This is a genomic window from Pseudomonas sp. ok272 (genome assembly GCF_900109995.1).
Taxonomy (GTDB): domain Bacteria; phylum Pseudomonadota; class Gammaproteobacteria; order Pseudomonadales; family Pseudomonadaceae; genus Aquipseudomonas.
This window is the reverse complement of record NZ_FOCB01000009.1, coordinates 165,150-183,266: the sequence shown is the minus strand read 5'-3', so window position 1 is coordinate 183,266 and position 18,117 is coordinate 165,150. Positions and strand designations below refer to the sequence as shown.

The following is an 18,117-nucleotide window of genomic DNA, read 5'->3' as shown; positions in this document are numbered from 1 at the left end:
ATGCTTGGTCGCAGTGGCGTGCGTACCGACCATGGAGACACCTGCAATGACCAGCCCACCGCGCCCGGACCAACGTCGATTCCCGCTGCACGTGCACATCAGCGTCATGTTTACCTTGCTACTGCTGCTCACAGGCGTGGTGCTGGGCGTGTTCAATTATCGGCAAACTACCCGGATCATCCTCTCCAGCAGTGAAAAGCTGTTCGAACGTATCGAGCAGGGTGTGCGCCTTGACCTGCAAAACACCTACCGGCCCATTCGTCACCTGTTGAGCTTGTTGGTAGGCAGCCCCTCGGTAGAGGCCACCAACCTTGAGCAGCGCTTGGCGTTGCTCAAGCCCTTCACGCAAGCACTCAAGGACACCCCCGAGCTCGCATCGCTGTATGTCGGGTATGCCAATGGCGATTTTTTCATGGTTCGCCCACTGCGCAACGACCCGCTGAAGCAAACCCTCAAGGCGCCTGAAGGCGCCGCCTATCAAGTCTGGAGCATCGAGCGTGGTGTTCCCGGTGCGAATGTGCGCTCTGAGTCACTGTTCTACGATCCATCGCTGGCCCTGCTCGAACGCCGGGAAAACCCCGACGAGGCTTACGACCCGCGTATCCGCGCCTGGTTCGGCAAGGCAAGCCGCAACACCGACCAGATCACCACCGAGCCCTACATTTTCTTCTCCACCCACAACATCGGCACCACCCTCGCCCGCCATGGCAGCCCCAACACCGTGATCGCCGCCGACCTGACCTTGGCCCAACTGTCCGCGACGCTGGCCGAACATCAAGTGACCCCCAACACCGAAGTCGTACTGTTCGATGGCCAGGCGAACGCAATTGCCTACTCCAACAGTAACCCGTTGATTGTCGCTGGCCAGGGCGCACACCTGGCCAAAGTCCGGGACCTGAGCCCGGCATTGGCAGCGTTGCTCGACAACACCAACAGCCATGACAAACGGTTGAGCGTTGCCGGTCATCCCTGGATTTTTACCCGCACCAGCCTTCAGGAGGGCGGGCCACAGGGCCTGGAACTGGCCATCATGGTTCCCGAAGAGGAACTCCTGGCCGACGCCTATCGCATGCGCTGGCACGGTGCGTTGATCACCCTGGCAACCTTGCTGCTCTGCCTGCCATTGGGCTGGTTGACCTCCAGGGTCCTGGTCAAGCCCCTGCGGGCCCTAGTCCAGGAGGCCGACGCCATCCGTAGCTTCGACTTCAACTATCCCGTCACCCGACGTTCCCCCGTACTGGAAGTCGACCAACTCAGTGTCTCGATGGCACGCATGAAAGACACCCTGGCCAGCTTCTTCAAAATCACTGACAGCCTTTCGGCGCAGACCCGTCTCGAACCCCTGTTGCAACGGGTGCTGTTTGAAACGGTGAAGATTGGCCAGGCCCGGGCTGGGTTGATCTACCTCAGCGCCAACGATGGCAACCGATTGGAGCCCTACGGGCTGATCATCGACGACCAACCCCAGGCCCTTGCCGCATTCGACATCAAGGGCCATGACCCGGACGCACCTCACAGTCATCCCTGGCTCCAGTCGCTGCTCAGCCAGAACTCATTGGTGACCACCCTTGGCTTCGAGCAGGCGGGCGATCTGCAACGCGTGTTGCTGGAAATCAAATGCCCTAGCGTTCACCTGATCGGGATTCGCTTGCACAACCGCCACAACGAAACCGTCGGTGTGCTGGTCCTGCTCCTGGCTGATTCCGGCGCTGAAGCGGACCTGGATAAGCTACGCCCGGATCGAATCGCCTTCATTCAGGCGGTTTCCGGCGCAGCGGCCGTGAGTATCGAAAGCCAGCGCCTGCAGGCCCGGCAAAAGCAATTGATGGACTCATTCATTCAGTTACTGGCGGGCGCGATCGATGCCAAGAGTCCCTATACCGGTGGTCATTGTCAGCGCGTACCGGCGCTCACCTTGATGCTGGCCCAAGCCGCCGCCGCAAGCCAGGCCCCCGAGTTCATGGGCTACAAACCCAGCGACGACGAGTGGGAAGCGCTGCACATCGCGGCCTGGCTGCACGATTGCGGCAAAGTGACCACCCCGGAGTACGTGGTCGACAAAGCCACCAAGCTGGAAACACTCAACGACCGTATCCACGAGATCCGGACCCGCTTCGAAGTCCTCAAGCGCGATGCCTGGATCGACTACTGGCAAGGCATGGCAAACGGCGGCAGCGAGCCGCAATTGAGTGAGCAACGCGTGGCAACGCTGAACGCCCTCGACGACGACTTCGCGTTCGTTGCGCGCAGCAACCTGGGCGCCGAGGCCATGGCAGACACCGATCTGCAACGCTTGCAAAGCATCGCCCAGCGCACCTGGACCCGAACGCTGGATGATCGCCTGGGCGTGTCATGGGAGGAAAACCGACGCCAGGCACGTACGCCTGCGCCTGCCCTACCGTTCAGTGAACCCTTGCTGGCGGATAAACCCGAGCACCTGTTCGAACGCGCAAGCAGCGAGCTGATCGCACACGACAATCCCCAAGGCTTCAAGCTCGACGTGCCGCCGTACAAGTACAACCGCGGCGAACTCTACAACCTGAGCATCCCCCGCGGTACCCTGACCCGTGAAGAGCGCTACATCATCAATCATCACATGGTCCAGACCATCCTGATGCTCAGTCACCTGCCCTTCCCCAGCCACCTGAGCAATGTCGTGGAAATTGCCGGAGGGCATCACGAGAAAATGGATGGCACCGGTTATCCGAAACGCCTCAAGCGTGAAGAAATGAGCCTGTCGGCGCGGATGATGGCGATTGCCGATATCTTTGAGGCGCTGACCGCGGCCGACCGGCCCTATAAGAAAGCCAAGACCCTGAGTGAGGCCCTGGGCATCATGGCCTTTATGTGCCGCGATGCGCACATCGATCCGCAGTTGTTTGCGTTGTTCGTCAAGGAGCGAATCTATCAACAGTACGCTGACCAGTACCTTGAGCCCCAACAAGTCGATGCCGTGGACCCGGCAAGCCTGCTCGCCAAAGCAGGCTTGCGCAGTTGATCAGCAGTCGGTCAATCGCAGGAAGATCTCGACCAAACGCTCGATCCCGGCCTGGTCGTCGGCGCTGAAGCGCGCGAGCGACGGGCTGTCCAGATCGAGTACACCGATCAGCCGCCCGTCCTTGACCAACGGCACCACCAACTCGCTGTTCGAGGCGCTGTCGCAGGCGATATGCCCGGGGAAGGCGTGCACATCCTCGACCCGCTGGGTACTGCGCGTAGCGGCCGCCGCACCACAAACACCACGCCCGAACGCGATACGTACACACGCTATCTGTCCCTGGAAAGGCCCGAGCACCAACTCTTCGTCACGGTTGAGGTAGAAGCCAGCCCAGTTCAGGTCATCGAGTTGATGGAACAAAAAGGCCGAGAACTGCGCGGCATTGGCAATGAAGTCACGCTCATCGGCCAGCAGCGATTCCAACTGCGCCCACAGCAGGCCATACCCCTCAAGGCCGGCGCCGGTCTTTTGCAGATCGATCATGCCTTGTTCTCCAACAACTGGAGGCCGACCCAGTAGCGGGCGAATTGGTAGGCACAGCGGCCATTGCGGTTACCGCGCCCCGTCGCCCAGCGCACCGCGAGAATATCCAGCGCTTCATTACGCTCCCACTCAAGGCCGGCCTTGCGGGCCAGCTCGCCTACCCAATGTTCGACAACATTGAGGAAGTGCTCCTGGGTGAACGGATAAAACGACAGCCACAGACCAAATCGATCCGACAGGGCGATCTTGTCCTCGACGGCTTCGTTGGGATGGAGTTCGCCGTCCACTCTCTTCCAGTTTTCGTTATCGCTTTCCTTCTCCGGTACCAGGTGTCGGCGATTGGAGGTGGCATACAGCAACACGTTGTCCGGCGCCTGCTCCAGCGATCCGTCGAGTACGCTCTTGAGGACCCGATAATCACCTTCACCGGACTCGAAGGACAGGTCATCGCAAAACAACACGAAGCGCTGCGGCAACTTGGCCAGTTGCTCGACCACACGTGGCAGGTCCGCCAGATGATCGCGCTCAATCTCGATCAGGCGCAAGCCGGCCTGGGCGTGCTCAGCCAACAGGGCACGCACCAATGAGGATTTGCCGGTGCCACGCGAACCCCACAGCAACGCATGGTTGGCAGGCATGCCATCGAGGAACTGCTGGGTGTTTCGCCCCAACTGCTCCACCTGCTTGTCCACACCGATCAGGTCCGAAAGACGCATGTCCAGGCTGACCTCAAGCGGCAGCAGAAAACCACTGCGCCCCTCACGCTGCCAGCGGGCAGCCAGGCAGTGTGTCCAGTCGATGGCCGTACGCGGCGTTGGCAGCAATGGCTCGATACGAGCCAGCACCGCATCGGCGCGCTCAAGAAAAGCATTCAATCGGGAGTCCACGGTTTCTCCTCGGGCACGTTCACAATAATGATGACGATAGAAAAGGATACGCAGCGCAAGAGCAGCCCAATCAGGATAATGGCCCCTTAGCCTCGACCGATAACCGGTCATGTTCAGCTATGCTTCGCCCAGAAGGGAAACAAACGTGGTCCAGCATCCGATGGATATCAAGCTCACCAACCGCCTGTCTTTCAAACAAGCCAGGCTCACCGTGCTGGTGGGTTTTATTCTGGGAACACTGCTCAGCCTGCTGCAAATAGGCATCGATTATGCCAGCGAAGACGCATCCATCAATCAGGAAATACGCTCGCTACTGGAAATCAGCCACAGCCCTGCCTCACGGATCGCCTACAACATCGATGCAGAACTGGCCCAGGAACTGACCCTCGGCCTGTTGCGCTCGCCCGCCGTGATCGGTGCGACGTTAATCGACAACAACGATACGGTCCTGGCCAACGTATCGCGCCCCGAATCACAAAGCGCCTACCGGGTCATCAGTGACTTCCTGTTTGGCGCCAATCGACATTTCAACGACCGCCTGTTCCTGGAGCACTCGCCCGATGAGACCCTGGGGACACTGCAACTGAGTGTCGACACCTACGCGTTCGGCAGTCGCTTCCTACGTCGGGCAGAGGTCACCTTGATCAGCGGCTTTGCCCGAAGCCTGATACTCAGTGCGATTCTGCTGGCGTGTTTCTACGTAATGCTGACCCAGCCGCTGGTACGGATCATCCGCGAACTGAGCGGGCGAGCCCCCCACAGCGCGCAGCAGCCACCACTGGAATGCCCGGCGGCGCACGAGCACGACGAAATCGGCGTACTGGTCCAGGTCGCCAACCAGCAGTTCGAAAACATGACCACCGAAATCCAACAGCGACGCCGCGCCGAGAACCGCCTGACCGACTACCTGGAGCAGTTGGAAATCATGGTCTCCTCGCGGACCGCCGAACTCAAAGCCAGCAACCGCTGCCTGACGGCCTCTAACGAAGAACTGGAACACGCGCGCAAGACCGCCATGGACATGGCCCAGGCGCGCGCCGAGTTCCTGGCCAACATGAGTCACGAAATCCGCACGCCACTCAACGGTCTGCTGGGGATGATCGCCCTGTCCCTGGACAGCCCGTTGACCGCCGAGCAGCGCCAACAACTGTCGATCGCCCATGACTCCGGCAAGGTCCTGGTTGACCTGCTCAACGATATCCTCGACCTGTCGAAGTTCGATGCCGGGCACATGGAACTCGAACACATCCCCTTCGATCTCGGCTCATTGGTCGAGGACACGGCCAACCTGCTCTCGCAAAACGCCGCCCCCAGCGTCGAGTTGACCTGCCTGATCGACCCACAGTTTCCGGCCATGGTGCTGGGCGACCCGACCCGGGTGCGGCAAATCGTCAGCAACCTGTTGTCCAACGCCCTCAAATTCACCCGCTTTGGTCGGGTAGACGTGCGCCTGAGTGCCAATGGCGAGGGTGTGCGGATTGAAGTGTGCGACACCGGGATCGGCATTGCCGAGGATGCCCAGGTAAAGATTTTCCAACCCTTTACTCAGGCCGGAGCCGGCATCACCCGCCAGTTTGGCGGCACCGGGCTCGGATTGGCCCTGACCTTCAACCTGTGCAACGTCATGCAGGGTCGCTTGAGTATCCATTCGGAGTCCGGGTTCGGCAGCCAGTTCTGCGCCGACCTGCCCTTGCCGACCCACACACCGGCGGTGATGCCCGCCCCGCTTCAGGGACGGATCGTGGCGATCACCACGCCTGGCAGTGGCCTGGGCGAATTGCTCGGCAGCCTGCTTCCCGGCTGGGGTCTGGACTATCTGCAGCGCACCATCGATGACTCACTGATCGGGCTTGAGCCTGATGTGCTGATCACCGACTGCCCGGAATGCCTGTTCGGCCTGCGACCGACCTTCAGCGCGCCTATCCTGCTCGTCACCGCCTATGGCAACTTCCTGCCCAGCGAACAGACCACCGCCCTGGCCCCCCTGCAACAGTTGGCGCGTCCACTGGCGCGCAATGCGCTCTACCAGACACTGCGACGCATCGTGCAAGCCGACGGGCCCGTGGATAGCACGGGACACCTGCCACACCTGTCGCCCCAACGCCGGGCGCGAATTCTTCTGGTGGAAGACAACCCAGTCAATCAACTGGTGGCCAAAGGGATGCTCGGCAAGCTGGGCTGCGAGGTGATGGTCGCCGCCCACGGCGGCGAAGCCCTCGACCAGTTGGAGTTGAATCACTTTGACCTGGTGTTGATGGACTGCAACATGCCGGTCATGGACGGTTATGAGGCCAGCCGGCACATCCGCCGTAGCGGTCGCTGGCCGGACCTGCCGATTGTCGCACTGACCGCCAACGCCATGCCCGAAGAGCGCGAGCGCTGCCGGGCGGCGGGCATGAGCGACTACCTGGCCAAGCCGTTTCGCCGTGAAGAACTGGCGGCCTTGCTGGACTTGTGGGTACCCGCTAGTGTCCTGTCTCGGAAATAAGCTGTTCCCTTTTGACGGCACCTGTCGCCGCCATGCTGCGTTGCCACTCCTCGCCATAGCCCTGCTATGACTCGTCGCGGCGCCTTGCCTGGCAGCAACAGATGCTCGTCAAAAAGGTAACGTATTTCCAAGACAGGACACTAGGAAAGGGCCTTGATCTGCCCCAGCAACTGGTCAAGACCGGTACGCAATTCGCTCAAGTGGCGCAGATCGGCGCCGCTGTCACACAACAGTCGCGCCTTCAACGGGCCTACCTGCTCACGCAACGCCAGCCCTGCGGGGGCCAGGCTCAAGTGAACTTCACGCTCATCACGGGCCGAGCGCTGGCGTTGGACCAGTTGTAATTGCTCAAGGCGCTTGAGCAGTGGCGTGAGCGTGCCGGAATCCAGCGACAACCGCTCGCCCAGGGCCTTGACCGTCGGCTGCTCGGGCGCACGCTGCTGCCATTCCCACAACACCAGCATCACCAGGTATTGCGGGTAGGTCAGGCCCAATTGATCCAGCATCGGCTTATAGCCGCGGATCACCGCACGGGAGGCTGCGTACAACTTGAAGCAGAGCTGACTGTCGAGCGCCAGCGAATCGGCGGAGAAGTCATTCATTTGAGCAAGGCTTCAATCTCGGACGTCAGGTCCTCGGGCTTGGTGGCCGGGGCGAAGCGCTTGACCAACGTACCGTCGCGACCGATCAGGAACTTGGTGAAGTTCCACTTGATGCCCTGGGAACCCAATACCCCCGGGGCCCGCTTTTTCAGTTGAACGAACAGCGGGTGGGCATCGCTACCGTTGACGTCGATCTTCTTGAACAGTGGAAAACTCACGCCAAAGTTCAACTCACAGAACTCGGAAATCGCCCCTTCGTTACCCGGCTCCTGCTTGCCGAACTGATTGCAGGGAAAGCCCAGCACCACCAAGCCTTGATCCTTGTAGGTCTGCCACAACGCTTCCAGCCCTTTGTACTGTGGCGTGAAGCCACATTTGCTGGCGGTGTTGACCACCAACACCGCCTTGCCAGCGTAGTCGGCCAGGGTCTTTTGCTCACCCGTGATGGTGGTGCAGGGAATGCTCAGCAGGTTGTCGCTCATGGGGGTGGCTCCAAATGAGGGGGAAGTGCAGATAACCATAGCGAGCAATTAGATTGCGTGCAATTTAATTGCCTGGATTGTTACCCACTCCTCAGCAGCCGCGCTGGCCGGCGACGGCCCCTTCGCCTGCCAGCGCACTCCTAAAAGGCTGGTACTACTCGCGCGGGACCAGGTCCAGGCAGACCGAGTTGATGCAGTAGCGCAAACCGGTGGGCGGTGGGCCGTCCGGGAACACATGCCCCAGGTGCGCATCACATTTGGCGCAGACCACCTCGGTGCGGATCATGCCGTGGCTGACATCCCGAATCTCGACCATCGCACTCTCGCCGATGGGCGCGTAGAAGCTCGGCCAGCCGCAGCCTGAGTCAAACTTGGCGGTTGAATCGAACAGTGGCTCGTTGCAGCAAACGCAATGATAGACACCCTCGGTCTTCGTCCCGTTGTACTTGCCGGAAAACGGACGCTCGGTGCCCTTCAGGCGGCACACGTTGTACTGCTCCGGGTCGAGCATCGAACGCCATTCTTCCAGGGTTTTTTCCATCTTTTCCATCGTCTCACCTCGGCAACTGAAAAAGCCCGATCTGTACCTTTTCCACGGATCAGGCGGCACGTATGATTGCGCCTCGTTCGGACGCCAGTCTGGCAGTCGCGGTACACGCACTCAAACGGATTTTGATGCGCGCGCCTGGCTTGTGTCGGAACGCAGGATTCACAGTACGGTAGTTCTAAGCGTCTGGATCGTTCATTTTCGGGAACACATCGCCATGCAGGTCAGCAAATCGAACAAGCTCGCCAACGTCTGTTATGACATTCGCGGCCCAGTGCTCAAGCACGCCAAACGCCTGGAAGAGGAAGGCCATCGCATCCTCAAGCTGAACATCGGCAACCCGGCGCCCTTTGGTTTCGAAGCCCCCGATGAAATCCTCCAGGACGTGATCCGCAACTTGCCGACCGCCCAGGGCTACAGCGACTCCAAGGGCCTGTTCAGTGCGCGCAAGGCCGTCATGCAGTACTACCAGCAGAAGCAGGTCGAAGGCGTCGGCATCGAGGACATCTACCTGGGCAACGGCGTTTCCGAGCTGATCGTGATGTCGATGCAGGCCCTGCTCAACAACGGCGACGAAGTCCTGGTGCCGGCACCCGACTACCCGCTGTGGACCGCGGCCGTGAGCCTGTCGGGTGGCAACCCGGTGCACTACCTGTGTGATGAACAAGCCAACTGGTTCCCGGACCTGGCCGACATCAAGGCCAAGATCACCCCAAACACCAAAGCGCTGGTGATCATCAACCCGAACAACCCGACCGGGGCGGTGTATTCGCGCGAAGTGCTGCTGGGCATGCTCGAACTGGCGCGCCAACACAACCTGGTGGTGTTCTCCGACGAGATCTACGACAAGATCCTGTACGACGATGCCGTGCACATTTGCACCGCGTCCCTGGCACCGGACCTGCTGTGCCTGACCTTCAACGGCCTGTCCAAGTCCTATCGGGTGGCCGGCTTTCGCTCCGGCTGGATCGCCATTTCCGGCCCCAAGCAACACGCCCAGAGTTACATCGAAGGCATCGACATGCTGGCCAACATGCGCCTGTGTGCCAACGTGCCAAGCCAACACGCGATCCAGACTGCGCTGGGCGGCTACCAGAGCATCAATGACCTGGTCCTGCCACAAGGCCGCCTGCTGGAACAACGCAACCGCACCTGGGAGTTGCTCAACGACATTCCGGGCGTCAGCTGCGTGAAGCCGATGGGAGCGCTGTACGCTTTCCCGCGGATTGACCCGAAGGTATGCCCGATCCTCAACGATGAGAAGTTCGTGCTTGACCTGCTGCTCTCGGAAAAACTGCTGGTGGTCCAGGGCACGGCCTTCAACTGGCCATGGCCGGACCACTTCCGCGTGGTCACCCTGCCGCGGATCGACGACCTGGAGATGGCCATCGGCCGGATTGGCCACTTCCTCAAGTCCTATCGCCAGTAACCGCTGGTGCGCCGAAGGCCTTGCACAGGTCTTCGGCGATCCATTCAGCAACACATTACGAATTCTTCATCACGCACGCAGCCGCAACGCCCCAGGTTGTGCATGACAACGCATCAGCCCCAGCAATGACGGGCACTGCGAATGCACAATCGGCTTGAGAGTCGGTTCGATCACTCTCGGAAATGTCCTGCAAGCATCTACAATTTTGCTGTAGGACACAGTTTGAAATAGTCACCCGGTTGAATAGCCCGGTGTGGCACCTTATATACCCCGCAGTACGCGACATATTTAGCTTGAGGAGATTTCTACAACCATGATGCGCATCCTGCTGTTTTTGGCCACTAACCTGGCGGTCGTGCTGATTGCCAGCATCACCCTGAGCCTTTTCGGCTTCAACGGGTTCATGGCGGCCAATGGGGTTGATCTGAACCTCAATCAGCTGCTGATCTTCTGTGCGGTCTTTGGTTTCGCCGGCTCGATTTTCTCGCTGTTCATCTCCAAGTGGATGGCGAAGATGAGCACCAGCACCCAAATCATCAGCCAGCCGCGCACTCGCCATGAACAATGGCTGCTGCAGACCGTCGAGCAACTGTCCCGCGAAGCCGGGATCAAGATGCCTGAAGTCGGGATTTTCCCAGCCTACGAGGCCAACGCCTTCGCCACCGGCTGGAACAAGAACGACGCACTGGTCGCGGTCAGCCAGGGCCTGCTCGAACGCTTCTCGCCTGACGAAGTGAAAGCCGTGCTGGCCCACGAGATCGGCCACGTTGCCAACGGCGACATGGTCACGCTGGCACTGGTGCAAGGCGTGGTGAACACCTTCGTGATGTTCTTTGCGCGGATCATCGGTAATTTTGTCGACAAGGTGATCTTCAAGAACGAAGAAGGCCAGGGCATTGCCTACTACATCGCGACCATCTTCGCCGAACTGGTACTGGGCTTCCTGGCCAGCTCGATCGTCATGTGGTTCTCGCGCAAACGCGAATTCCGCGCAGACGAAGCCGGTGCTCGCCTGGCCGGTACTGCCGCCATGATCGGCGCCCTGCAACGCCTGCGCTCGGAACAAGGCTTGCCGGTGCACATGCCGGACACCTTGAACGCCTTCGGCATCAACGGTGGCATCAAGCAAGGGTTCGCTCGCATGTTCATGAGCCACCCGCCACTGGAAGAGCGTATCGAAGCGCTGCGTCGTCGCGGTTAAGCGCAACGGCAACAAACAAGAAGGGGCGACTGCAGTCGCCCCTTTTTTTGCCTGGATTACGCCCGGCCCAACCGATAGACCCGCTCTTCAAGGCGCGTTACACCGCCTTTGAGAAACTTCCCACTCTCAGCCAGGATATCTCGCACCTCGAGCACCTCGAGCTGCCAGCGAGCGCTGAGCAACGCCTGGACCTCTTGATCCGTCACACAAAACGGTGGCCCATCCAACTGCGTCTGGTCGTAGTCCAGGGTGATCAACAGGCCTGCGCAAGCCGGGGATAGAATCCGTAGCAGGTGCGCGACGTATCGCTCACGCATCTCAGGTGGCAAGGCAATCAACGCCGCACGGTCGTAGAGCGACGTACAGTCGGCCACGTCTTCGGCCGCCAAAGCAAAGAAGTCACCACACCACAATTCAATCGGGCCCGCAGCGTAGACCTTGAACACACCGCGCTCAGTGATGATCGGCGTCAGTTGGTGCTCTGCGAAAAACTCCCCCACCGCCTTTTCCGACAGCTCGACACCCAGGACGCGATAGCCCTGCCCCACCAGCCACACGAGGTCGAGACTTTTCCCACACAGGGGCACCAGCACCCGCGCCTCGTCCTGCAGCGCCAATCCTGGCCAGTAACGCTGTAAATAGGGGTTCACATCGGCTTGGTGGAACCCGATCTGATTGAGTTCCCAGCGCTTTTGCCAAAACTGCGGTTGCATAAGTCATCCTAAAAATTCGATCAATATGCGCTAAAACTAATATTAGATTTAGATCGTTGACCTGATTGAAGATGAGCCATCTTAACGCTCAGGAGCGCATCCATGTTTCCCAGCCTGTTTATCTCTCACGGCTCACCCATGCTGGCACTGGAACCCGGCGCCAGTGGACCGGCGCTGGCGCGCCTGGCCAGCGAGCTGCCAACGCCCAAGGCGATTGTGATTGTGTCCGCGCACTGGGAGAGCCAAGACCTGCGTGTCAGCAGCGGCGAGCACCCAGACACCTGGCATGACTTCGGCGGCTTCCCCGCCGCACTGTTTGCCGTGCAATACCCTGCCCCCGGTCAACCGCAGCTCGCGGCGCAGGTGGTCGAGTTGCTCAAGGCTGCCGACTTGCCCGCACAACTGGATGAGCAGCGCCCCTTCGACCATGGTGTCTGGGTGCCGCTGTCGCTGATGTATCCGCACGCGAACATCCCCGTGGTGCACGTCTCACTGCCAAGCCGCCAAGGTCCGGCCTTGCAAACCCGCATTGGCCGAGCGTTGTCCAGCCTGCGCGAACAGGGCGTCCTGCTGATCGGCTCGGGCAGCATCACCCACAACCTGCGCGAGCTGGACTGGCACGCTGGCCCGGAAAGCGTCGAACCCTGGGCCAAGGCGTTTCGCGACTGGATGATCGACAAGCTCGCGGCAAACGATGAGGCCGCGCTGCACGCCTATCGCCAGCAAGCGCCGTACGCGGAGCGTAGCCACCCCAGCGACGAGCACCTCCTGCCGCTGTACTTCGCCCGTGGCGCCGGTGGTGCGTTCAGCATCGCCCACCAAGGGTTCACCCTCGGTGCGTTGGGAATGGACATCTACCGGTTTGGCTGACCGGCACGCCGAATCACCCCTATCGCGAGCAGGCTCGCTCCCACAGGTGCGGCAGATAAAACGCGGGGGCGAACCTGCTCGCGATAGCGGGCAACCCCGCACAAAACACCAGGCATAAAAAATCCCCGAACCAGTCGGGGATTTTTTATGGTCGATCAATCAGCCCAAGGGCGGATCAATCTTCGCGGTAACGACGCAGCTTCAGCTGCTTACCGGCAACACGGGTGTCCTTCAGCTTGGTCAGAAGTTTCTCCAGACCATCTTCCGGCAGCTCCACCAGGGAGAAGCTGTCACGCACCTGGATGCGACCGATTGCTTCGCGAGCCAGGCCACCTTCGTTCAGGATGGCGCCCAGCAGGTTCTTGGCAGCGATACCATCACGCGCACCCAGCGCGGTACGGCAACGAGCACGACCTTCGGCCAATGGGACCGGCGCACGACGCTCACGATCACCACGGTCCGGACGATCACCGGAACGCTCTGGACGATCGCCACGCGGTGCATTGTTCGGCACCAATGGACGCTCTTTCTCGATAGCGGCCAGGGTCAGTGCTTGACCGTTGGTAGCCTTGCGCAGCAGGGCTGCAGCCAGTGCACGCGGCGTGCAACCGATATCGGCGGTCAGGCGATCCAGCAGGTCACCGTGGGTCGATTCGGCATCGGCTACCAGTGGCGACAGGCTGTTGGTCAGTTTCTTGATGCGCGCATCCAGAACAGCTTGGGCGTCTGGCAGGCGAACTTCAGCAACCTTCTGACCGGTGACACGCTCGATCACTTGCAGCATGCGGCGCTCACGCGGCGTCACCAGCAACAGCGCACGACCTTCACGGCCCGCACGACCGGTACGGCCGATACGGTGAACGTAGGATTCCGGATCGTATGGCATATCAACGTTGAACACGTGAGTGATACGCGGAACGTCCAGGCCACGAGCAGCAACGTCAGTCGCCACAACGATGTCCAGACGGCCATCCTTGAGGGATTCGATCACACGCTCACGTTGGTTCTGGGCGATGTCACCGTTCAGCGCAGCGGCTTTGTAGCCTTTGGCTTCCAGGGCACTGGCCAGGTCCAGGGTCGCTTGCTTGGTGCGCACGAACATGATCAGGGCGTCGAAGTCTTCCACTTCCAGCAGGCTCAATACAGCCGAAGTCTTCTGGTCAGCGTGAACCAACAGGTGAGCCTGTTCGATCGCAGTAACGGTCTGGGTCTTGGTCTGGATCTTTACGTGTTGCGGATCGCGCAGGTGGCGTTCGGCAATGGCACGGATCGATTGCGGCAAGGTGGCCGAGAACAATACGGTCTGGCGGGTCGGTGGCAAGGCCTTGAAGATAACTTCCAGGTCGTCCATGAAGCCCAGCTTGAGCATTTCGTCGGCTTCGTCGAGAACCAGGTGGTTCACGGTCGCCAGTACTTTTTCGTCGCGACGCAGGTGGTCGCACAGACGGCCCGGAGTGGCGACAACGATCTGTGCGCCATTACGGATTGCTTTCAATTGTGGGCCCATCGGCGCGCCGCCGTAGACAGCCACAACCGTTACACCTGGCATTTGCTTGGCGTAGGTTTCGAAAGCAGTTGCAACTTGCAGCGCCAACTCGCGGGTTGGCGCCAGGATCAGGGCTTGCGGCTCGCGCTTTGCAGGATCGATGCGATGCAGGATCGGCAGGGCGAACGCGGCGGTTTTACCCGTACCGGTTTGCGCCTGACCAATCATGTCGTGACCGGCCATGATGATCGGGATCGATTGCTGCTGAATAGCCGAAGGCTCTTCGTAGCCAGTCGCGATGACGGCTGCAAGAATGTTCGGATTAAGATTAAAAGCGGCGAAGCCGCCGGTTTCCTGGGTCATGGGTCTGCCTCTAAGTGCATCCGCAAAGACCCATGCTCCAAAGCTGCGCGTGCCGTGTTGAGACTCAAGAGTCGCCCTGGCAGCTTTGTCGGCGGGGATTTGCGAAAACGAATGAATGAAAAGAATCGTCAAGGAAGAGTCCGCTTTGCGGACGTGCAGCCGAAGCTGGCTTCGGGGAATTGCTCTGCCTAAACGCGGCCCGGCTAAAGGCCGGCGCGCACTATACCGGAATTCGCCAAAAAAGGGAGGTTTTTTTATCGGAAAACGCCAACGGACACAGGAGCGTCACAGGCTTTGCGGATAATCGTACAACGGTCTATTTTGCAAAGGCCCGGCCCCGTTGGTCATCGAGCTTAAACGGTTCATCTTGCAGCCGTCGACCATTGGTCCGAGAGCCCCTTCCCCGCCCGAGGATTTACCCATGAATCAAGCCGGTTGCAGTCGTGTCAGCCAAGAAAAACGTGGTCATGTACTGCTGCTGGGGTTGGACCGGGTGGCCAAGCGCAATGCGTTTGACCTGGACCTGCTCAATGCCCTTAGCCTGGCCTACGGCGACTTCGAAGCCGATGACGAAGCACGGGTGGCCGTGGTCTTTGCCCATGGCGAGCACTTTACCGCAGGCCTGGACCTGGCCAACGCCAGCACCGCTTTGGCCCAGGGCTGGCAGATTCCCAGTGGCGGCTGCGATCCGTGGGGCGTGTTCGCCGGCGCCCGGGTCAACAAACCGGTGATTGTTGCCGCCCAAGGCTACTGCATGACCATCGGCATTGAATTGATGTTGGCCGCCGATATCAACCTGTGCGCCAGCAACACCCGCTTCGCCCAGATGGAGGTGCAACGAGGACTTTTCCCCTTTGGCGGTGCCACCTTGCGCCTGCCCCAGGTGGCCGGATGGGGCAATGCCATGCGTTGGTTGCTGACCGGCGACGAATTCGACGCCCACGAAGCACTGCGCCTGGGCCTGGTGCAAGAGGTCATGGCCAGCGAGGACCTGCTGCCTCGCGCCATCGAATTGGCTCAACGCATCGCGCGCCAGGCCCCGCTGGGGGTTCAGGCCACCTTGCAATCGGCCCGCCAGGCGCACGTCGAAGGTGAGGCCGCGGCGGCATTGGCGCTACCGGCCCTGGTCAAGACGATCCTGGGCAGTGAAGATGCGAAGGAAGGCGTGCGATCACTGATTGAGCGGCGCTCCGGGGTATTCAAAGGTCTCTAGCTGGAAACCATCGCGAGCAGGCTCGCTCCCACACAGGATCTACCGCGCTCCCAATCCACTGTGGGAGCGCGCCTGCTCGCGATGAGCGCCCGCCACTTACGTGGCGGGGCGAATGGCCTTGATCAGGTTCTGCAGCGAATAGCCCAAGCGTGGCGCCAGCGCTTCTGCGCGCGCGGTCAGGCCTTGCATATCCAGCGTCTGGTCCAGTTCGGATGGCACCAGCAGGATCACGTTGCCCTCCTTCACCGGCAGCTCCCAGTAATGGCGGTGGTAGAGCCCACGCAACAACGCCGCCCCCAACGGCTTGCCATCATCGGTGGCCCACTGGTTGATCACCAGCCATCCACCGGGATTCAGGCGCTTCTGGCAGTTTTCCAGGAAACTCCAGGCCAAATGACCAACGCCCGGCCCGACATCGGTGTACAGGTCGACGAAAATCAGGTCCGCAGGCTCGGCGGTCTCAAGCAACTCAAGGGCATCGCCGATGCGGATGTACAGGCGTGGATCATCGTCCAGCCCCAGGTACTCAATGGCCAGGCGTGGCACGTCCGGTCGCAACTCAATCGCCTCGACGTCTTCGAGCGGCAAAAACTTCAGGCAGGCCTGCGTCAGGGTACCGGCCCCCAATCCCAGGAATAACGCGCTTTCCGGCTGCTCATGGCACAACGCACCAATCAACATGGCGCGGGTGTAGTCGTACTCCAGCCAGCTCGGGTCCGCCGTGAACACACAGCTTTGCTCGATGGCATCGCCAAACTCGAGAAAGCGATAGTCCGCCACTTCCAGCACGCGGATCATGCCGAACTCATCGTGCACCTCGGCGAGCAAATGCTCGACGCGCTCCTCAGTCATTTCGTCTCCTGATATTGCCCGGCGCTTGTCCCGGCAACGCAATCATTCGTCCCGCATTGCGCGGCAAAGGCGCGATTGTCTGCCAAGCGCGAGGAACAGGTCACGCACTAATTGCTGATAACATGAGGCCCCGTGCGTAAACCCTAGAGAACGTGATGAGCCAACCCTGGAGCCCTGACAGCTGGCGCGCCCTGCCGATCCAGCAACAACCCCGTTACCCTGACGCCGCGCATTTGCAGGCCGTCGAGCAAAGCTTGGCCAGTTACCCGCCACTCGTCTTTGCCGGTGAGGCCCGGGAGTTGCGCCGCCAGTTTGCCGAGGTAACGCAGGGTCGGGCGTTTCTATTGCAGGGTGGCGACTGCGCAGAAAGCTTCGCCGAGTTTTCTGCGGCCAAGATCCGCGACACCTTCAAGGTGCTGCTGCAAATGGCGATTGTCATGACCTTCGCCGCCGGTTGCCCGGTGGTCAAGGTCGGGCGCATGGCCGGGCAGTTCGCCAAGCCGCGCTCGGCCAACGACGAGACGATCAATGGCGTGACCCTGCCGGCCTACCGGGGCGACATCGTCAACGGCATCGGTTTCGACGAAAAGAGCCGCGTCCCCGATCCCGAGCGTCTGCTGCAGTCCTACCACCAGTCCACCGCGACCCTGAACCTGCTGCGAGCCTTTGCCCAGGGCGGCTTCGCCGACCTGCACCAGGTGCACAAATGGAACCTGGACTTCATCGCCAACTCGGCCCTGGCCGAAAAGTACAGCCACCTGGCCAACCGCATCGATGAAACCCTGGCCTTCATGCGGGCCTGCGGCATGGACAGCTCACCGCAACTGCGTGAAACCAGCTTCTTCACCGCCCATGAAGCCTTGCTGCTGAACTACGAAGAGGCCTTCGTACGCCGTGACAGCCTGACCAATGACTACTACGACTGCTCGGCCCACATGTTGTGGATCGGCGACCGCACCCGTCAGCTCGATGGCGCCCACGTCGAGTTCCTGCGCGGGGTGAACAACCCGATCGGGGTCAAGGTCGGCCCAAGCATGAACCCCGAAGACCTGATCCGCCTGATCGACGTGCTCAACCCGGACAACGATCCCGGCCGCCTGAACCTGATCGCCCGCATGGGCGCGAACAAGGTCGGCGATCATCTGCCGCAACTGATTCGTGCGGTGGAACGCGAAGGCAAGCAGGTGCTGTGGAGTTGCGACCCGATGCACGGCAACACCATCAAGGCCAGCAGCGGCTACAAGACCCGGGACTTTGCGCAGATTCTCGGCGAGGTCAAACAGTTCTTCCAGGTGCACGAGGCCGAAGGCAGCTATGCCGGTGGTATCCACATCGAGATGACGGGGCAGAACGTCACCGAATGCATTGGCGGCGCACGCCCGATTACCGAAGATGGCCTGTCGGATCGCTATCACACCCACTGCGACCCGCGGATGAACGCCGATCAGTCGCTGGAGCTGGCGTTCCTGATTGCCGAGACCTTGAAGCAGGTGCAGCGCTGAG

15 protein-coding genes are annotated in these 18,117 nt (G+C 60.6%); 7 read left to right on the top strand and 8 right to left on the bottom strand.

Annotated features, from left to right (window positions below):
- The first annotated feature begins 46 nt into the window (after positions 1–46).
- On the top strand, positions 47–2,998 hold the full coding sequence (locus BMW74_RS15035) for an HD domain-containing phosphohydrolase (RefSeq protein ID WP_093422186.1): 2,952 nt from the start codon (positions 47–49) through the stop codon (positions 2,996–2,998).
- Here the strand turns inward: BMW74_RS15035 and BMW74_RS15030 are convergent, their stop codons facing one another.
- Together BMW74_RS15030 and BMW74_RS15025 are read right to left on the bottom strand one after the other, a co-directional pair.
- A complete protein-coding gene (locus BMW74_RS15030) occupies positions 2,999–3,481 on the bottom strand; it encodes a GAF domain-containing protein (RefSeq protein WP_093422181.1) in 483 nt (160 codons plus the stop codon).
- Positions 3,478–4,368, bottom strand: coding sequence for an ATP-binding protein (locus tag BMW74_RS15025; RefSeq protein WP_093422177.1), 891 nt, complete (start codon positions 4,366–4,368; stop codon positions 3,478–3,480). The genes BMW74_RS15030 and BMW74_RS15025 overlap by 4 nt, the downstream gene beginning before the upstream one ends.
- A 160-nt stretch (positions 4,369–4,528) precedes the next feature.
- On the opposite strand from BMW74_RS15025, the gene BMW74_RS15020 reads away from it, so the two are divergent.
- On the top strand, positions 4,529–6,856 hold the full coding sequence (locus tag BMW74_RS15020) for a response regulator (protein ID WP_093422173.1): 2,328 nt from the start codon (positions 4,529–4,531) through the stop codon (positions 6,854–6,856).
- 140 nt (positions 6,857–6,996) lie between these two features.
- Here the strand turns inward: BMW74_RS15020 and BMW74_RS15015 are convergent, their stop codons facing one another.
- The 3 genes from BMW74_RS15015 to msrB all read right to left on the bottom strand — a co-directional run bounded on the left by BMW74_RS15015 (position 6,997) and on the right by msrB (position 8,490).
- A complete protein-coding gene (locus BMW74_RS15015) occupies positions 6,997–7,458 on the bottom strand; it encodes a MarR family winged helix-turn-helix transcriptional regulator (RefSeq protein WP_093422168.1) in 462 nt (153 codons plus the stop codon).
- Positions 7,455–7,940 carry a glutathione peroxidase gene (locus tag BMW74_RS15010; protein ID WP_093422163.1) on the bottom strand — a complete coding sequence of 162 codons (486 nt, stop codon included), beginning with the start codon at positions 7,938–7,940 and terminating at the stop codon, positions 7,455–7,457. The genes BMW74_RS15015 and BMW74_RS15010 overlap by 4 nt, the downstream gene beginning before the upstream one ends.
- Before the next feature lie 154 nt (positions 7,941–8,094).
- On the bottom strand, positions 8,095–8,490 hold the full coding sequence (gene msrB, locus BMW74_RS15005) for a peptide-methionine (R)-S-oxide reductase MsrB (protein ID WP_093422160.1): 396 nt from the start codon (positions 8,488–8,490) through the stop codon (positions 8,095–8,097).
- Between the two features lie 214 nt (positions 8,491–8,704).
- Here msrB and BMW74_RS15000 point away from each other — a divergent pair, with 214 nt between their 5' ends.
- Both BMW74_RS15000 and htpX read left to right on the top strand, forming a co-directional pair.
- On the top strand, positions 8,705–9,916 hold the full coding sequence (locus BMW74_RS15000) for a pyridoxal phosphate-dependent aminotransferase (protein ID WP_093422156.1): 1,212 nt from the start codon (positions 8,705–8,707) through the stop codon (positions 9,914–9,916).
- Between the two features lie 313 nt (positions 9,917–10,229).
- Entirely contained in the window at positions 10,230–11,117 is an 888-nt protein-coding gene (gene htpX / locus BMW74_RS14995; protein WP_093422153.1) for a protease HtpX, read from the top strand.
- 56 nt (positions 11,118–11,173) lie between these two features.
- Here htpX and BMW74_RS14990 read toward each other — a convergent pair whose 3' ends face one another.
- Complete coding sequence (locus BMW74_RS14990; RefSeq protein ID WP_093422149.1) at positions 11,174–11,830, bottom strand: thiopurine S-methyltransferase; 657 nt, start codon at positions 11,828–11,830, stop codon at positions 11,174–11,176.
- Positions 11,831–11,932: 102 nt separating this feature from the next.
- On the opposite strand from BMW74_RS14990, the gene BMW74_RS14985 reads away from it, so the two are divergent.
- A complete protein-coding gene (locus tag BMW74_RS14985; protein WP_093422146.1) occupies positions 11,933–12,700 on the top strand; it encodes a DODA-type extradiol aromatic ring-opening family dioxygenase in 768 nt (255 codons plus the stop codon).
- Positions 12,701–12,875: 175 nt separating this feature from the next.
- Here the strand turns inward: BMW74_RS14985 and BMW74_RS14980 are convergent, their stop codons facing one another.
- A complete protein-coding gene (locus BMW74_RS14980; RefSeq protein WP_093422143.1) occupies positions 12,876–14,549 on the bottom strand; it encodes a DEAD/DEAH box helicase in 1,674 nt (557 codons plus the stop codon).
- Positions 14,550–14,970: 421 nt separating this feature from the next.
- Here BMW74_RS14980 and BMW74_RS14970 point away from each other — a divergent pair, with 421 nt between their 5' ends.
- Positions 14,971–15,762 carry a crotonase/enoyl-CoA hydratase family protein gene (locus BMW74_RS14970; protein ID WP_093422139.1) on the top strand — a complete coding sequence of 264 codons (792 nt, stop codon included), beginning with the start codon at positions 14,971–14,973 and terminating at the stop codon, positions 15,760–15,762.
- 96 nt (positions 15,763–15,858) lie between these two features.
- On the opposite strand, the gene BMW74_RS14965 is transcribed toward BMW74_RS14970, so the two are convergent.
- Positions 15,859–16,614, bottom strand: coding sequence for a spermidine synthase (locus tag BMW74_RS14965; RefSeq protein ID WP_093422135.1), 756 nt, complete (start codon positions 16,612–16,614; stop codon positions 15,859–15,861).
- Positions 16,615–16,769: 155 nt separating this feature from the next.
- On the opposite strand from BMW74_RS14965, the gene BMW74_RS14960 reads away from it, so the two are divergent.
- On the top strand, positions 16,770–18,116 hold the full coding sequence (locus BMW74_RS14960; protein WP_093422130.1) for a class II 3-deoxy-7-phosphoheptulonate synthase: 1,347 nt from the start codon (positions 16,770–16,772) through the stop codon (positions 18,114–18,116).
- The last annotated feature ends 1 nt before the right edge of the window (position 18,117 follow it).

Excerpts from the sequence above, each read along its gene's own strand:
- BMW74_RS15035 (WP_093422186.1), top strand. The coding sequence starts at position 47 with ATGACCAGCCCACCGCGCCCGGACCAACGTCGATTCCCGCTGCACGTG.
- BMW74_RS15030 (WP_093422181.1), bottom strand. The coding sequence starts at position 3,481 with ATGATCGATCTGCAAAAGACCGGCGCCGGCCTTGAGGGGTATGGCCTG.
- BMW74_RS15020 (WP_093422173.1), top strand. The coding sequence starts at position 4,529 with ATGGATATCAAGCTCACCAACCGCCTGTCTTTCAAACAAGCCAGGCTC.
- BMW74_RS15015 (WP_093422168.1), bottom strand. The coding sequence starts at position 7,458 with ATGAATGACTTCTCCGCCGATTCGCTGGCGCTCGACAGTCAGCTCTGC.
- BMW74_RS15010 (WP_093422163.1), bottom strand. The coding sequence starts at position 7,940 with ATGAGCGACAACCTGCTGAGCATTCCCTGCACCACCATCACGGGTGAG.
- msrB (WP_093422160.1), bottom strand. The coding sequence starts at position 8,490 with ATGGAAAAGATGGAAAAAACCCTGGAAGAATGGCGTTCGATGCTCGAC.
- BMW74_RS15000 (WP_093422156.1), top strand. The coding sequence starts at position 8,705 with ATGCAGGTCAGCAAATCGAACAAGCTCGCCAACGTCTGTTATGACATT.
- htpX (WP_093422153.1), top strand. The coding sequence starts at position 10,230 with ATGATGCGCATCCTGCTGTTTTTGGCCACTAACCTGGCGGTCGTGCTG.
- BMW74_RS14990 (WP_093422149.1), bottom strand. The coding sequence starts at position 11,830 with ATGCAACCGCAGTTTTGGCAAAAGCGCTGGGAACTCAATCAGATCGGG.
- BMW74_RS14985 (WP_093422146.1), top strand. The coding sequence starts at position 11,933 with ATGTTTCCCAGCCTGTTTATCTCTCACGGCTCACCCATGCTGGCACTG.
- BMW74_RS14980 (WP_093422143.1), bottom strand. The coding sequence starts at position 14,549 with ATGACCCAGGAAACCGGCGGCTTCGCCGCTTTTAATCTTAATCCGAAC.
- BMW74_RS14970 (WP_093422139.1), top strand. The coding sequence starts at position 14,971 with ATGAATCAAGCCGGTTGCAGTCGTGTCAGCCAAGAAAAACGTGGTCAT.
- BMW74_RS14965 (WP_093422135.1), bottom strand. The coding sequence starts at position 16,614 with ATGACTGAGGAGCGCGTCGAGCATTTGCTCGCCGAGGTGCACGATGAG.
- BMW74_RS14960 (WP_093422130.1), top strand. The coding sequence starts at position 16,770 with ATGAGCCAACCCTGGAGCCCTGACAGCTGGCGCGCCCTGCCGATCCAG.